General features: G+C 40.8%; 15 protein-coding genes. 1 reads left to right on the forward strand and 14 read right to left on the reverse strand.

What is annotated here, in order from left to right; genetic code table 11:
• Positions 1 to 10: 10 nt before the first annotated feature.
• The 3 genes from AC0L3Y_RS16325 to AC0L3Y_RS16335 all read right to left on the reverse strand — a co-directional run bounded on the left by AC0L3Y_RS16325 (position 11) and on the right by AC0L3Y_RS16335 (position 1,423).
• Entirely contained in the window at positions 11 to 622 is a 612-nt protein-coding gene (locus AC0L3Y_RS16325) for a helix-turn-helix domain-containing protein (protein WP_473466410.1), read from the reverse strand.
• Positions 623 to 691: 69 nt separating this feature from the next.
• Positions 692 to 1,120: a protein tyrosine phosphatase family protein gene (locus tag AC0L3Y_RS16330; protein WP_473466413.1), complete on the reverse strand. Its 429-nt coding sequence runs from the start codon at positions 1,118 to 1,120 to the stop codon at positions 692 to 694.
• 24 nt (positions 1,121 to 1,144) lie between these two features.
• On the reverse strand, positions 1,145 to 1,423 hold the full coding sequence (locus AC0L3Y_RS16335) for a peptidylprolyl isomerase (RefSeq protein WP_473466416.1): 279 nt from the start codon (positions 1,421 to 1,423) through the stop codon (positions 1,145 to 1,147).
• Between the two features lie 135 nt (positions 1,424 to 1,558).
• On the opposite strand from AC0L3Y_RS16335, the gene AC0L3Y_RS16340 reads away from it, so the two are divergent.
• Positions 1,559 to 2,356 carry a response regulator gene (locus AC0L3Y_RS16340; RefSeq protein WP_473466421.1) on the forward strand — a complete coding sequence of 266 codons (798 nt, stop codon included), beginning with the start codon at positions 1,559 to 1,561 and terminating at the stop codon, positions 2,354 to 2,356.
• Between the two features lie 53 nt (positions 2,357 to 2,409).
• Here AC0L3Y_RS16340 and mutT read toward each other — a convergent pair whose 3' ends face one another.
• From mutT to ftsW, 11 genes are all read right to left on the reverse strand, one after another.
• Positions 2,410 to 2,796 carry an 8-oxo-dGTP diphosphatase MutT gene (gene mutT, locus AC0L3Y_RS16345; protein WP_473466424.1) on the reverse strand — a complete coding sequence of 129 codons (387 nt, stop codon included), beginning with the start codon at positions 2,794 to 2,796 and terminating at the stop codon, positions 2,410 to 2,412.
• Positions 2,796 to 4,016 carry a bifunctional glutamate N-acetyltransferase/amino-acid acetyltransferase ArgJ gene (gene argJ, locus AC0L3Y_RS16350; protein ID WP_473466429.1) on the reverse strand — a complete coding sequence of 407 codons (1,221 nt, stop codon included), beginning with the start codon at positions 4,014 to 4,016 and terminating at the stop codon, positions 2,796 to 2,798. The genes mutT and argJ overlap by 1 nt, the downstream gene beginning before the upstream one ends.
• 30 nt (positions 4,017 to 4,046) lie before the next feature.
• Positions 4,047 to 6,749, reverse strand: coding sequence for a preprotein translocase subunit SecA (gene secA, locus AC0L3Y_RS16355; RefSeq protein WP_473466435.1), 2,703 nt, complete (start codon positions 6,747 to 6,749; stop codon positions 4,047 to 4,049).
• Positions 6,750 to 6,892: 143 nt separating this feature from the next.
• Positions 6,893 to 7,810, reverse strand: coding sequence for a UDP-3-O-acyl-N-acetylglucosamine deacetylase (lpxC, locus tag AC0L3Y_RS16360; protein WP_473466439.1), 918 nt, complete (start codon positions 7,808 to 7,810; stop codon positions 6,893 to 6,895).
• A gap of 105 nt (positions 7,811 to 7,915) precedes the next feature.
• On the reverse strand, positions 7,916 to 9,145 hold the full coding sequence (gene ftsZ / locus AC0L3Y_RS16365) for a cell division protein FtsZ (RefSeq protein ID WP_473466442.1): 1,230 nt from the start codon (positions 9,143 to 9,145) through the stop codon (positions 7,916 to 7,918).
• A gap of 39 nt (positions 9,146 to 9,184) precedes the next feature.
• Positions 9,185 to 10,456: a cell division protein FtsA gene (gene ftsA / locus AC0L3Y_RS16370; RefSeq protein ID WP_473466444.1), complete on the reverse strand. Its 1,272-nt coding sequence runs from the start codon at positions 10,454 to 10,456 to the stop codon at positions 9,185 to 9,187.
• Positions 10,457 to 10,528: 72 nt separating this feature from the next.
• Complete coding sequence (locus AC0L3Y_RS16375) at positions 10,529 to 11,209, reverse strand: cell division protein FtsQ/DivIB (protein WP_473466446.1); 681 nt, start codon at positions 11,207 to 11,209, stop codon at positions 10,529 to 10,531.
• Positions 11,210 to 11,212: 3 nt separating this feature from the next.
• The gene (locus tag AC0L3Y_RS16380) at positions 11,213 to 12,166 is read right to left on the reverse strand and encodes a D-alanine--D-alanine ligase (protein ID WP_473466449.1); all 954 of its coding nucleotides are present in this window, start codon (positions 12,164 to 12,166) and stop codon (positions 11,213 to 11,215) included.
• A 1-nt stretch (position 12,167) separates the two neighbouring features.
• Positions 12,168 to 13,589 carry a UDP-N-acetylmuramate--L-alanine ligase gene (murC, locus tag AC0L3Y_RS16385; protein WP_473466452.1) on the reverse strand — a complete coding sequence of 474 codons (1,422 nt, stop codon included), beginning with the start codon at positions 13,587 to 13,589 and terminating at the stop codon, positions 12,168 to 12,170.
• Positions 13,586 to 14,659, reverse strand: coding sequence for an undecaprenyldiphospho-muramoylpentapeptide beta-N-acetylglucosaminyltransferase (murG, locus tag AC0L3Y_RS16390; RefSeq protein WP_473466456.1), 1,074 nt, complete (start codon positions 14,657 to 14,659; stop codon positions 13,586 to 13,588). The genes murC and murG overlap by 4 nt, the downstream gene beginning before the upstream one ends.
• Positions 14,656 to 15,849 carry a putative lipid II flippase FtsW gene (ftsW, locus tag AC0L3Y_RS16395; RefSeq protein ID WP_473466460.1) on the reverse strand — a complete coding sequence of 398 codons (1,194 nt, stop codon included), beginning with the start codon at positions 15,847 to 15,849 and terminating at the stop codon, positions 14,656 to 14,658. Before ftsW ends, murG begins: the two co-directional genes overlap by 4 nt.
• Positions 15,850 to 15,901: the final 52 nt, after the last annotated feature.

The following is a 15,901-nucleotide window of genomic DNA, read 5'->3' on the forward strand; positions in this document are numbered from 1 at the left end:
TTTATAATATTTAACGTGCAACTACCCACAGTATTTCTGCATCTTTTACTGACATGGAAACAACGGCATGCCCCATACTGGCATCATAATACACACTATCCCCTTCTTTTAATTCAATAGGTTCATAGAGTTCAGAGAAAAAATTAACCGTCCCCTGCAAAACAAGAAGAAACTCTTCACCGTCATGGCGAACCCATTCTTTAAACTCAGCAAAAGACCTTGCTCGCACTTTAGTTTTAAAAGGCACCATTTTCTTACGACTAATTGAATAGTTTAAAAGCTCATGCTCATAAGTGGCTGTTGGGTGTGGTTCACCTTTCCCTTTACGGGTCACATCCCTTCTGCCAGCAATAGAATGCTCACTCGCCTCAACAAATAACTGAGGCAAATCCATCTCCAAACCATTAATTAACTTCTGAACAATTGTAAAACTAGGCGAAACCTGATCATTTTCAATTTTAGATAATGTAGAACGAGCAATACCCGTCCTCTTACCTACCTCTTCTAACGTCCAACCTTTAGCCAGACGTATCGATTTCACGCGCTTACCAAGCTCCAACGGTTCCACAAAACGATCGGGATCGGACGCTGTAGCTGTTTCTAATGACGGACGACTAACCATAATTTTCCAATACTAGCGCTCAAAAAAACCAACTCAAAATTAAGCGGCACTTATATATTTTTTACCAGATTACTTTTTTAACAAAGGCATCATTGCTGGAACACATCGAGTAAGATCAAAGCCTTTACTAGATACATGTGCAGATAAGTCATTATAATTTCCACCCCGAGAATTATTCAGCAACAGCCATAAAACAGATGAACGCGTTCCTGTTCGACAAAAAGCCAGAGTCTTTTTCAGCGTAGACAAAGCCACCTCTTGAGAAGAAACATGCTCCTGAGAAAGCTTTGACAATTCAACAGGGTTGCTAATATATTCAAAACCCAACGCTTCTGCTGCTTCTTGAAGGCTTTGTCCAGATGGTTGATCCTCTGATTCTAACTCAGGGCGATTATTAATAATTCGCTCAAAACCTTGCTCCTTCAAAACAACAAAATCTTCTTTAGTCAGTTGTGGTGCAACAAAATAAAACTCATCTAATTGAATTGGATTACTCATACCTACTTCCTTCTTTAGATTCATTTAAGAGCGATATAATACCTTAATAAGATGGAAACCAAACTGTGTTTTGATAGGCCCCTGAATTTTCAGTAAAGGCCCACCAAACACAGCCTTATCAAAGGCCGGAACCATATCACCTTTATGAAATTCACCAAGGTCCCCTCCTTTCTTGCCTGAAGGACAAGTTGAAAATTGTTTTGCCAACTTATAAAAATCCGCTCCTTTATCTAACTTTACCTTAATTGATTCTGCTTCTGCTTTTGTTTTTACTAAAATATGGCATGCGCTTGCTGTAGACATTTATTGTCTCGACCTCATAAAAAATTGGATAAAACATGTTAACCTATTTATTATAAAAGAATTAACAAACATTAATCAGAAAAAGTAGCTCCCTAAACAGAGCAACTAACATTGAGAAACTAGGTGGCTTAATAAATGGACTCTTACGCAGCAATCGGTGACCTCTCCTTTCTTCTTGTTGAACCTTCCGATACTCAACGGAAAATCATCACTAAGGCTCTAGAAGACGCAGGTATTAAACAAATTGAATACGCTAATAATATTCAAGAGACTATAAGCTCTTTAAATGCCTTTCCTCCGGATCTTGTCATCTCTTCCATGTACCTTCCTGATGGCTCTGCCAATGATCTCATTGATCGCATCAGAGCCAACAAAGCGACTGAAGAACAGTGCTTTATGCTCATATCCAGCGAAAGAAACAGAGAACATCTAGAGCATTTAAGGCAATCTGGTGTACTCGCGATCCTACCTAAACCTTTCAATCCAAAAGATTTACAGCGTGCCATTTATGCTACTTTAGATTTAATCATTGAAGAAGAGATCGACCTAGAAATGTTCGACCCAAGAACGCTTCGTGTATTAGTAACAGACGATAGCCTCATGGCCCGAAAACATATAAGTAAAACCCTGAATACAATGGGGATAGAAGATATACAGTTTGCCGAAAATGGTAAGGAAGCAATTGAACGACTTGCTCAATCAGAATTTGATTTAATCGTTACTGATTACAACATGCCAGAAATGGATGGCAGAGAGCTAACTGAAACAGTTAGACAAGATCCGGAACTAGCTCACATTCCTATTTTGATGGTCAGCTCAAACTCTGAAGATAGTCAACTTTCAAACATCGCACAAGAAGGCGTTGACGCTATTTGCGGGAAACCGTTTGAACCAAGTGTCGTCCGCAAACTCTTAGCCCAAATATTAAATTAAAGATAAAAAAAGAGCTTCATAATGAAGCTCTTTTTAAAAAAATCACATGGCAATTACTTATTATTCACAAGCGCAGTAACAATAGGCCTATTAGCTTCTGGGAACTCATAAGACAATAAATCATCAATAGCTACCCAACGAACTTCCTGCCCCTCTTTCCCTATCGGGTCACCATCAAAACCAGTAACTTTATAGAAGAAAAGTTCAACCTGCTTATCACCATAGTCATGAGAGATTTTCTCAAAAAGAGCACAATCTGTAACAGAAATACCACATTCTTCTTTCAACTCTCTCAATAACGCAATAGAAGCAGACTCTGAAGACTCACATTTTCCTCCTGGAAACTCCCATAAACCACCTTGATGCTGATTAGATTTTCTAAGAGCAATAAACACCTTGTTATCACGAAGAATAATTCCGGCTGCAACTTTAACCAACATTAAGTACGGTACTCAGCATTAATAGTGACATATTCATGGGAAAAATCCGTAGTCCAAACAATATCAGACTGTTGGCCCATACCTAGATCCAAGCGGATATGTATCTCTTCTGGCTTCATGGCTTGCTTACCATGCTCTTCAAGATAATCAGGAGAACGGCAACCATCGCGAGCAATTTCAAAACCATTAATATGAAGTTGAACACGATCAACATCCAAACCTTTAACTCCGGCTCGACCAACAACGGCTAATATACGCCCCCAGTTTGGATCAGAAGCAAACAAGGCCGTTTTTACCAATGGGGAGTGAGCAATCTCAAAGGCAACCTTAGTCGAATCTTCAACTTTTGCAGCACCAACAACCTCAACCGTAACGAATTTCGTCGCCCCTTCACCATCTCTGACGATAGCATGAGCCAGCTCTTGCATCACTTCTGTAAAAGCACCCAAAAAGGCCTGAGCCAATGGATCATCCAATGATGTAACTGGCTCATTACCCGCCATGCCAGTGGCTACGGCAATACAGGAATCATTCGTTGAAGTATCACTATCAACTGTAATACGGTTAAAGCTCTTATTAACAACATCCTTCAAAATAGATTGAAGCACATCAACACTCATCGCAATATCACTGCAAACATAACCAAGCATAGTCGCCATATTAGGGCGAATCATGCCAGCACCTTTTGAGATACCAGCAATAGAATAAGTACGACCATCAAAATCAAAAGTGCGAATAGAACCCTTTGGCAAGGTATCCGTTGTCATAATACCTAAACCAGCAGAACGCCAATTATCGCCAGACAAATTCACCAACGCAGTAGGAATAGCTGCAATAATTTTATCAACAGGTAAAGGCTCACCAATAACACCGGTAGAAAAAGGTAAAATAGCTTCGATATCCGTTTTTACTTGAGACGACAAAGCCTCACAAGTTTTTAACGCATTCTCAACACCAGATTTACCCGTACCAGCGTTTGCATTACCTGTATTTATCAATAAATAACGAGCATTTGTTGTTGCCAAATGCTTCTGACAAAGTCGCACAGGGGCTGCACAAAAAGCATTTTGAGTAAAAACACCTGCTACAGAAGCTCCTTCACACAATTCGAAGATAACAACATCTTTCTTGTTAGGCTTTTTAATTCCCGCCTCTGCAACACCTATCCTAATCCCTTTAATTTCAGGGATCTGAGGAAATTCATGTAACCCTACTGCCATTTAAGCTTTCTCCAATTAAACTTTCTCAAATCAAACAAGACTACCGTGACACTGTTTGTATTTTTTACCAGAACCGCATGGACAAGGTTCATTACGGCCAACTTTAGGGTACTCTTGATCAAGATCCGTAGAAGTCTCAGATGGAGAATCCAAAGAGTCATGCACCATATTCATAGTGGTTTTCTCTTCCTGCTGCCTGCGAGCTTCTTCAATTTTTTCAGCTTCATCAGCTGATTGAACTCTTACACGGGTAATAATTTGAATCACTTCAAATTTAATTTGCTCGAGTAGCCCTTGAAATAATTCGAATGCCTCTCGCTTATATTCCTGTTTTGGATTCTTCTGAGCATAACCACGCAAATGAATACCCTGCCTAAGCATATCCATCGTCTGCAGATGCTCTTTCCAAAGTGTATCAAGCACCTGAAGAAGCACTTGCTTTTCAAAAGACCTAAATGCTTTCTCACCTGCAGTTTGTTCTTTAAGCTTATGATCATCAATAAAGCTATCTAGAATCTTTTGACGAAGAGGCTCTTCATAAAGCTTCTTATCTTCCTCTACCCATTGAACAATAGGAAGCGAGAGACTAAATTCGTTACGAATTTTCTCTTCTAGACCTTCTAGATCCCACATATCAAAGATACTTTGTGGAGGAATAAACTCATCAATAAGATTAGAAACAACTTCCTCCCTCATCGCAGACACCGCACCAGATAAGTCTTCAGACACCATCATCTCAAAGCGTTGACGATAGATAACCTGACGCTGATCATTAGCCACATCATCATATTCTAACAGCTGCTTACGAATATCAAAGTTACGACCTTCCACCTTACGCTGCGCTTTCTCAATCGCATTTGAAACCATCTTATGCTCGATAGCCTCACCTTTCTCCATACCAAGCGCCATCATCATTTTTTTGATGCGGTCGGACATAAAGATACGCATTAAATTATCTTCTAATGAAAGATAGAAACGAGAAGAACCCACATCACCTTGACGGCCGGCACGACCACGCAACTGGTTATCGATACGGCGAGATTCATGACGCTCAGTACCAATGATATGTAAACCGCCAGCAGCTAAAACAGATTCGTTGCGTAACCCCCAATCCGCTTTAAGCGCGTCAATACTTTCTTGACTTGCATTTTCACCAAGTTTAGCCAACTCAACCTGCAAGTTACCACCCAAGACAATATCAGTACCACGACCAGCCATATTTGTAGCAATCGTTACGGCACCTGGGCGCCCTGCATCAGCAACTATCTCAGCTTCACGCTCATGCTGCTTAGCATTCAATACATTATGCTTAACATTTTTCTTATCAAGGTAGTTCGATAGTAATTCAGAGTATTCGATAGATGCCGTACCAACAAGAACTGGACGACCTTGTTTTACGATATTCTCAATATCCAACACGATAGCTTCGAACTTGTCTTCGGTAGACATGTAGATCAAATCATTGAAGTCTTTTCGCTGAACTTGACGGTTCGTTGGGATAACAATGACAGACAAGCCATAAATTTGTTGGAACTCAAATGCCTCGGTATCAGCAGTACCTGTCATACCAGATAGTTTTTCATACAAACGGAAATAGTTCTGGAATGTTGTTGATGCCAGAGTCTGACTTTCAGCCTGAATAGTCACACCTTCTTTTGCCTCAACAGCTTGATGGATACCTTCAGACCAACGGCGTCCAGCCATAGTACGGCCAGTATGTTCATCAACAATGACAATTTGATCACCCTGAATCACATAATCAACATCTTTCTTGAAAATGACATGTGCTTTTAAGCAAGCGTGAACATGGTGCAATAAAGTCAAATTAGCGGCTGCATATAGGCTTTCACCCTCACCCAACATATTTTGCTCTACCAACCAATTCTCAACGAAGGAGTGACCTTCTTCAGTCAACTCAATACTGCGCTGAGATTCATCAAAAACATAATGACCAGTAGGATCTTCACCCTCAACACCAGTATCTTCTTGCTTAACTAGGAGAGGAGCGAGCAAATTGATTTTTCGATATTGCTCTGAACTATCTTCAACTGCACCAGAAATAATCAGTGGCGTTCTAGCTTCATCAATCAGAATAGAATCAACCTCATCCACAACAGAGAAGTTCAACTCACGCTGAACTCTATCTTCCAAACGGAAAACCATATTGTCTCGAAGATAGTCAAAACCAAACTCGTTGTTTGTACCATAAGTAATATCACATAAATAAGCGGCTTTCTTATCGTCACGATCTTGACCAGAAAACACCACACCAACACTCATGTCTAGAAATTCGTACAGAGGTCTCATCCAATTAGCATCACGACTAGCCAGATAATCATTCACTGTTACAACATGAACACCTTTTGATGACAAGGCATTAAGATATACAGCCAATGTTGCCACTAGTGTTTTACCCTCACCAGTACGCATCTCTGCAATCCTACCTTCATGCAGAACCATACCACCGATAAGCTGAACGTCGAAATGACGCATCCCCATTACACGACGACTGCCTTCACGAACTACAGCAAAAGCTTCAGGTAAAATGGAATCTAAAGATTCACCTTTATTTAGGCGCTCTCTAAATTCACCTGTTTTTGCCATTAAGTCATCATCAGACAACTTGTGAAAAGATTCTTCAAGTTGGTTTATCTGTGCAACGACTTTTTTATATCGTTTTACTTCTCGGTCATTCTTTGTACCGACAATCTTTTTAATTACATTTCCTAACATCTTGCACTCAACGTAGCCAATTAGTAATAAATACAGTCTATCACGGTAATGTGTGACAAAACATGAAATATCAAGGACCTATATACAAAAAAACCAGACATAATGTCTGGTTTTTTTAAAACTGATTAAGATTTAATCACTCACTATGCACCAGCAAATGCAGGCTCAACATAGGATATTGGATTAGTTTGGGCCTCATCTTCAAAAACGACGTATTCCCAAGCATCTTGTTGCTCAAGTAAAGCTAACAAAAGCTTATTATTCAAAGCGTGACCTGATTTATAAGCTTTATACTCACCAATCAAGCTATGCCCAAGAAGGTAAAGATCACCAATCGCATCCAAAACCTTGTGACGTACTAGCTCATCCCTATAACGTAAACCTTCATCATTCAATACACGATAATCATCAAGAACGATTGCGTTCTCCATGTTCGCACCACGAGCAAGGTTGTTGTTTTTAAAGTACTCAAGATCTTTCATAAAACCAAATGTTCTAGCACGACTAATTTCTTTTACAAAAGTTGTCGTTGAAAAATCAAACGAAGTACTTTGAACATCCTCACCAATTGCTGGATGCTGAAAATCGATAGTAAAGGACAAACGAAATCCTGAATGCGGCTCAAGAGAAGCAAATTTATCACCCTCATCGACGCGAATAGGCTTCTTAACTCGAATGAATTTCTTTGGTGCATTTTGGGCTTCTAACCCAGCTGACTGCAGAAGAAAAACAAACGGGCTAGCACTTCCGTCCATAAGAGGAACTTCACTAGCACTTACTTCTACATAAGCATTATCAACACCTAGACCGGCCATTGCAGATAACAAATGCTCTACAGTACTAACCTTCACATCACCTTGACATAAAGCCGTAGCAAAATTCGTTGATCCAACTGCTCTCGCATCACCGTGGATCTCAACAACTGGATCTAAATCTGTACGAACAAATACAATGCCGGTATTTACAGGGGCTGGCTTAAGTGTCAAATACACTTTCTCGCCAGAGTGCAAACCGACTCCAGTTGCTCGAATAATGTTCTTTAGTGTGTGTTGGCGTACCATTATATTCCTACATTTTTATGACTGGTTACTTTTCTTTACAAATAGTACCAATAAGACATTTTTTATACAATCCAACATTTGAAAATTGCGTATTTTTTGCGCAAATTAATCCGCTTGTCGACGCAAAAATGCTGGAATGTCCAAATACGATAATTTATCGCCACTTGATCCAGAAGCAGAATCCACAGATTCACTCTTTTCCTCCAAGCTTTTCTCAACCACTTCCACCTTTGTCGCTGGTGCAAGATTCAACTCAGGCTGAGCCATAACTGCTTCCGTCTCACGGCTTTCAACAGCTTGCTCTACCTTCGTTATAACTGGCTGAGAGACAACAGATTCACCAACAGCAGATTTCATCTCAACTGTAGATTTACCCTCTAAACCAGTAGCAACTACCGTGACTCGCATTTCATCACCAACATTGGGATCAATAGCACAACCAATCACGACAGTAGCATCTTCCGATGCATATTCTTCAATAATCCCACCAACCTCAGTAAACTCGGATAAACCAACTTCTTCGTTTGCTGTAATGTTTACCAGTACGCCTCGCGCACCTCTAAGATTGATATCTTCTAATAGTGGGTTATGTATCGCAGCTTCCGCAGCAACCCTAGCTCTATCATCACCAGAAGCAGACCCAGTTCCCATCATCGCCATACCCATTTCAGACATAACTGTTCTTACATCTGCAAAGTCAACGTTAATCAAACCTGGGCGCATAATAAGGTCTGTAATACCCTGAACCGCATTAAACAAAACATTGTTCGCTTCACCAAACGCCTTGAGTAATGAAATATTTTTACCTAAAACGGGTAAAAGACGCTCATTTGGTACTGTTATTAATGAATCGACATTTTCACGTAATTCTTTAACACCTTCTTCAGCCACTTTAGCTCGACGACGACCTTCAAACGGGAAAGGCTTAGTTACAACCGCCACTGTCAAAATACCTAACTCTCGGGCTACTTTAGCAATAACAGGCGCAGCGCCTGTTCCAGTTCCACCACCCATTCCAGCAGTGATAAAAACCATATCAGCACCAGTAAGTAGCTGAGTTATTTTCTCTTGATCTTCTAAAGCAGAGTCTCGCCCTACCTCAGGATTTGCGCCAGCACCCAAACCTTTTGTAATTGTTGAGCCTAGCTGCAACGATATTCCTGTATCGAACCCAATTAGTGCTTTAGAGTCAGTATTAGCGCAAATAAATTCAACGCCCTCTAATCTGTTTTGTAGCATATGGCGAACAGCATTACCGCCACCGCCACCGACTCCAACAACCTTAATAACAGCATTATCGGATAAATTATCTTCGGCTAAATCAAAGACGTTCATGGGCTTATCGCTCCTCAATAAATTCACTATCAATCCTGACTAGATATAACTCTGAAACCAATGTTTCAGTTTCTGCCAAGCCTTCGCTGCACTGAAGGTCTGTCCAATTTCTTTAGGAGCCAGAATCGATGCTTCTCGTTTAGTTTGCGTCTTAGACATCATCCGTTTCGAGATTTCTGTTACTTCAGCCTCTTTACTACCATAAGCCAATAATCCAACACTTGTTGAATATATAGGGTTATCGACAATGTCTGACATACCTTTAGTACAATCTGGTACAGATAATCGAACTGGCATCTGAAAAATCTTCTCAGCCAAGTCCGCAGCGCCTTCCATAAGCGACGTACCACCAGTAATTACAATACCTGCAGGGATGCGCTCCGCATATCCACTGCGCCTTAATTCATCTAAAATTAAGTTGTAAATTTCTTCATATCTTGCCTCAACAACCTCAGTCAGAGCATGTCGAGTAATGGATCTTGGTTGGCGATCACCAACACTAGGAACCTGTAAAACTTGGTCAGCAGACGCCATAGAAGACATTGCACAAGCATATTTCACTTTAATTTCTTCAGCATGCTGAGTTGGAGTACGTAATGCCATAGAGATATCATTTGTCACTTGATCTCCAGCAACTGGCACTACAGCTGTGTGGTGTAATGCACCATCAATCCAAACTGCTATGTCTGATGTGCCTGCACCGATATCGATCAAACACACACCCAAATCTTTTTCATCTTCACTCAATGAAGACTCACTAGATGCCAATTGAGATAAAATGACACCATCTACACCTAAGCCACAACGCTTGATACACTTTTCAACATTCATCACGGCATTAACTGCGCCTGAAATCAAATGAACATTTGCTTCAAGGCGAACACCCGACATACCAAGTGGATCTTTAATACCCTCTTGAGAATCTATATGGTATTCCTGAGGTAAAATATGAAGCACTCGTTGATCAGAAGAAATAGGAACCGCTTGAGCTGCATCAATTACTCTATCAATGTCTTCCTGTTGCACTTCACCATCTTTGACCGCAACAATACCATGAGAGTTCAAACTACGAATATGACTTCCAGCAACACTCACATAAACGGAATGAATGTTACAACCAGCCATTAATTCAGCTTCTTCAACTGCACGCTGAATAGACTGAACTGTTGATTCTATGTTGATAACAACACCACGCTTCATACCTTTTGAACTATGAGAGCCAATACCGACAATTTCCAAGCTTCCATCAGCTAGAACTTCGCCAACTAAACAGATAACTTTTGATGTGCCTACATCCAAACCGACTATCATTTCACCTTCCCGGCATTACGTGTTTATGGTTGCTCTAATTTGATGATTCAAAAATCAAAAATCAGACCAGTATCAATTATTTTCTTTCCAACCTACAGCGACCCCATGTGGGTATCGGGCATCAACTGATGTAATTTGATCTATTCTACCCGATAAATCACTTTTATACACCGCTATAAAGCGTTGTAATCGTTCTAAAATCCCTTCTCTACCTAGCTTTACCCTAACACCGTTGGTAAAGATGATACTCCACGCCCCTCTTGGCTCTAAAGTAAGGGTAGCAATACGCAATGATGTCGAAGCAAGAACCTGACTAATTAGGCCAAATTGCTCAAGAACCACATCACTCGAATCAACAGGACCATAAAGCTTTGGCAAGGATAAATTTGGTATTTCATCAGGGGCAATAACAACGGCTGAAGTCGATATTAACTGCCCATCTCTCCAGTATGCGAGAGGAGTGTACTCATGAACAAGCACCTGCAATGTATTTGGCCAAACTTTACGAATTTCTGCACTTGCCACCCACTCTGATGACAATACAACAGACAAAACATCAGACATTGATACTGCAAGAAGACTTTGATCAAATAAAGACGAGTAGTCTGACACTAATTGATCTTCTGAGGTGTATTTTAAATCCCCCTTGATCTTAATTTCTTTAATTGCAAACCAAGTATCTGGTGAATCATCACCTTGAAAAGTGGCGACCAAAATCAATAGAATCGCCCCAATTAATGCCGCTATTCTCATAAATCAATCATGCCTTACTTGATCCCAGGCATTTTGTGCAATTTTTTCAACAAGTGAAGCATAGTCAATACCTACATATTTTGCCGCCATTGGCACAAGACTATGGCTTGTCATACCTGGTGCAGTATTAACTTCCAATACCCAAAACACACCCGCCTGATCTCTCATAATATCTACTCGCCCCCAACCAGAGCAACCAAGGGAACGGTAAGCATCCAGGGCAAGCATTTGAAGTTCGTTTTCGTCGTCTTCATTCAAACCACATGGCAACAAATATTCAGTATCATCAGCGATATACTTCGCTTCGTAATCATAAAGCTTATGATCTGGAGCTGGTTTTAAGCCAATAGCTGGATAAGCGACATCATCAATGACGGTAATAGTAAATTCAGGCCCATCAACAAACTCTTCCACCAAAATATCTGAGTCATATTCAAGCGCCTTCAATAGTGCATCATCAAGCTCCATTCGATTATTTGCCTTATTAATCCCAATTGTAGAGCCTTCCCTGGAAGGTTTAACAATAACAGGATAAGACATCTGCTTTTCAATCACATCTGCATCGGCATGGCCGACAAAGGATAAATACGCTGGCGTTGGTATTCCGATACCATTCCAAAAGCGCTTAGTTAAAACCTTATCCATTGCCAAGCCACATGCTAATGGAGAACTACCAGAATAAGGCTTATTCAGCATTTCAAGTAAAGCTTGAACACGACCGTCCTCCCCTTCACCACCATGAAGTGCAATAAACGCAAAATCAAAATCAATGGACTGCAGCTGAGCAACAGGATCTAGATTTCTTTCTGGGCCATATAAATCAAGCTCAAGAACTTGATAACCTTTTAATCGCAAGCCTTCCGCCACTAATGGCCCACTTTGCAAAGAAACTTCACGCTCAGCTGAACGACCACCATAAATAACAGCAATTACAGATTCTTTTAGCGTACGAGACATCTTAAATCCCACTTACGGATAAGTTTTTAGATACGGAACCAATATCACCAGCACCTTGAGTAATTAACAAATCACCTTCACGTAATACATTACTTAAAATGGAACGAAGATCTGCCTCACTACCAACATGAATTGGATCAACATTACCCCGTTGACGAATACTGCCACATAAAGAACGGCTATCAGCACCATTAATCAAGGCTTCACCGGCAGAGTAAACATCCAACAAAAGTAATACATCCACCTGAGATAACACACGAACAAAATCTTCATATAAATCCCGAGTTCTAGTATAGCGATGGGGTTGATACACCATAACTAATCTTTTTTCTGGCCAGCCTGCACGAATTGCTTTTATTGTCGCCAAAACCTCACTCGGGTGATGCCCGTAGTCATCAACAAACATCACTTCTGAACCATTAGGAAGCAATAATGGCTTCTGCTCTTGAAAACGACGTCCAACACCTTCAAAGCCCATCAAACCAGCCTGAATGGCTGTCGCCTCCACCCCTAGGTCAGTGGCAACAGCAATGGTTGATAGTGCATTAAGTACATTATGACGCCCCGGCATTGGCAAACGAATTTTTAGCGGTTCACCTTCTGGACGATGCGCTAAAAATTCGCAGTAACGCCCTGTTTGAACAATATCCGTTGCATAGAAATCCGATTCTTGATCAATACCATAAGTTAATACTGGACGACTCAAAGAAGGGAGGATTTCTCGTACGTTTTCATCATCTACACATAAAACTGCCAAACCATAAAAAGGCAAGTTATGAATAAACTCAATAAAAGTATGCTTTACCTTCTCAAAGTCACCACCATAAGTATCCATGTGGTCTTCATCAATGTTTGTCACTATGACAGTTTGTGGTTGCAAATGAAGGAAAGACGCATCACTTTCATCCGCTTCAGCAACAAGATAAGAACTACTCCCTAACTGAGCATTAGCGCCAGCACTCGTTAAACGCCCACCAATGACGAACGTTGGCGCTTCACCTGTCGCGGCCAAAACTGACGCCATCAAACTTGTCGTTGTCGTTTTACCATGAGTTCCTGCCACAGCAATACCATGACGATAGCGCATTAATTCAGCAAGCATTTCGGCTCGACGAACAATCGGAATACGATGCTCTTTACCCCAAATAATTTCTGGGTTCTTTTCATTAACCGCAGTGGACACAACAATGACATGAGCGTCATAAACATTTTCTTCCACATGACCAATAAAAACCTTAATACCCAAACCTTCCAAATGCTCAGTGACAGACGATGCCTTAAGATCCGAGCCAGATACCTGATACCCTTGGTTATGTAAGACCTCAGCGATACCGCACATACCTACACCACCAATACCAATAAAATGAATATTTTGGATACGGCGCATAGTTGGAATATCGTACTGAACTTTATTATCTATCATGATTTTATTAACCTTAAACAATGTGCAACGACGTCTTGCGTAGCAGTTGGATGAGCAACACTTTTTGCCTGCGCACCCATTTTTAATAATGCATCTTCACTTTCAATTAAGCCTGAAAGCAAAGCAATAATTTTTTCATATGTTAATTCTGGCTGCGGAAGTAAATATGCAGCACCCACCTTTTCCAAATAATGCGCATTAGCCGTTTGGTGGTCATCTATCGCATAAGGATATGGAATCAAGATTGCAGGCAACCCAGCAATAGCCAATTCACTTACCGTCATTGCACCAGCACGACATAAAACAACATCTGCCCAATAATAAGCTTGATCCATATTATCTAGGTAAGGCTCAACACGGGCTTCAACTCCCGCATTTTTATACAACTCAGAAACCTCATCAAAGTTTCGCGTACCGGTTTGATGCCAAACATCTAAGCGCTGAGAAAAGGACCAGTTAGCTAAAACTTGAGGTACAACATCATTGATCGCCTTGGCACCTAAACTGCCACCAACAACCAATAAACGTAAAGGGCGTGCAGAGCCTTCTCTCGATAAACGGGCAGTCTGATTTAAAATATCACTACGAATAGGATTACCAACACTTATCCCATTAGGAAGTGCGCCATCAAAAGCCTGTAATCTAAGGCTAGCAATTTTAGAAAGCAGTTTATTGGTTGTACCGGCGATAGCATTTTGTTCATGAATAACTAAAGGGATACCTAAAATACGAGCCGCCACACCACCAGGGCCAGCAACAAACCCCCCCATACCTAAAACAACATCAGGTTTATTCTTTTGCAAAATAGCAATAGCCTGACCAATTGCGTGCAAAACCCTAAAAGGTGCAGCCAACAGACCTAAAATACCTTTACCTCTCACACCTTTGATAGATAGAGAGTGCAAAGTAATATCATGCTCAGGAATAAGGGACTCTTCCATCCCACCTTTAGATCCTAACCACTGAACATCTAACCCCTTATCTTTAAAGCTATGAGCACACGCTAAAGCCGGATAAATATGGCCGCCCGTCCCTCCAGCCATTATAACGACTCTTTTCACATCGCTCATACAGCACTCTCTTTTACATCTTTTAACCCACTAACATTATGACCTTTCTCTGCGCGTTGATTTTCAACATCAACACGCATAATCACAAACAAACTACCTAACGTTACAATCAAGCTACTACCGCCATAACTTATCAATGGCAATGTGAGCCCTTTGGTTGGCAAAAAACCCGTATTTACACCAATATTAATAATAACTTGCGCTAAAATTAAAATTGAAAAACCAAAGCACATATACGCCGCAAAAGGTCGAGCTAAATCCATGGCTTTACGACCTATTTTAAACGCTCGCCCGACCATAACTGCAAACAAAAAAATCAACAGTAATCCGCCAAACATACCGGTTTCTTCAACCCAGATAGAAAACACAAAATCCGTATGAGCTTCAGGTAAATAAGATAGTTTCTGGACACTGTTCCCCAAACCAAGTCCAAACCATTCACCACGACCATAAGCAATGAGCGCCTGACTTAATTGATAACCTTCATTAAAAGGGTCAGCCCATGGATCAATAAAATTCATCAACCGCTTTAAACGATAACTTTCAGAAATAGCTACAACACCCAGCATAGCTACTGCCGCCATCATTAAAAGCAGAAATTGGTACAAAGGAGCGCCACCCAAGAACAACAACACCATCACGGTACCAAGTAATACAACAGAGGCGCCGAAATCTGGTTCGAACAACAAAAATAAAAGAAAAATACTACAAAGGCTAAGAGGAAGAATAAAGCCAGCCCAACCAGCTCTTACTCGATCTGCTCTTCGGACCAAATAACCAGAAACATAAACCACCATACAGACTTTTGCGACTTCCGATGCCTGCAAGTTAAACACCACTAAATTAATCCAACGGCGACTACCATTTACGCTTTTACCGATACCAGGTACCAATACCAAAATAAGTAAAACCAAAGACAAGCCCATCATTAGGATGCCCCATTTCTGCAACTGACTTGTTGGTAAATGAAGCAACGTCCAGCCAAAAATCAATCCTAATATCAGATAAAAACCTTGTCTCCCCATAAAGAAATAAGGATGCCCATGAATACTTTCTGAAATAGATATTGATGCGCTAGATACCATTACCAACCCTAATGCGAGGATGGAAATTACCGATGCCATGAAAATAGAATCTACTTGAGTAAACTCACGGAGAGAAACCCGATCAAATACCTTCAACCAAGTCATAACGCCGAAACCAGTTGAACAAAATGCTCGCCACGCACTTCGTAATTTTTAT

This window comes from Marinomonas sp. GJ51-14 (genome assembly GCF_055808695.1).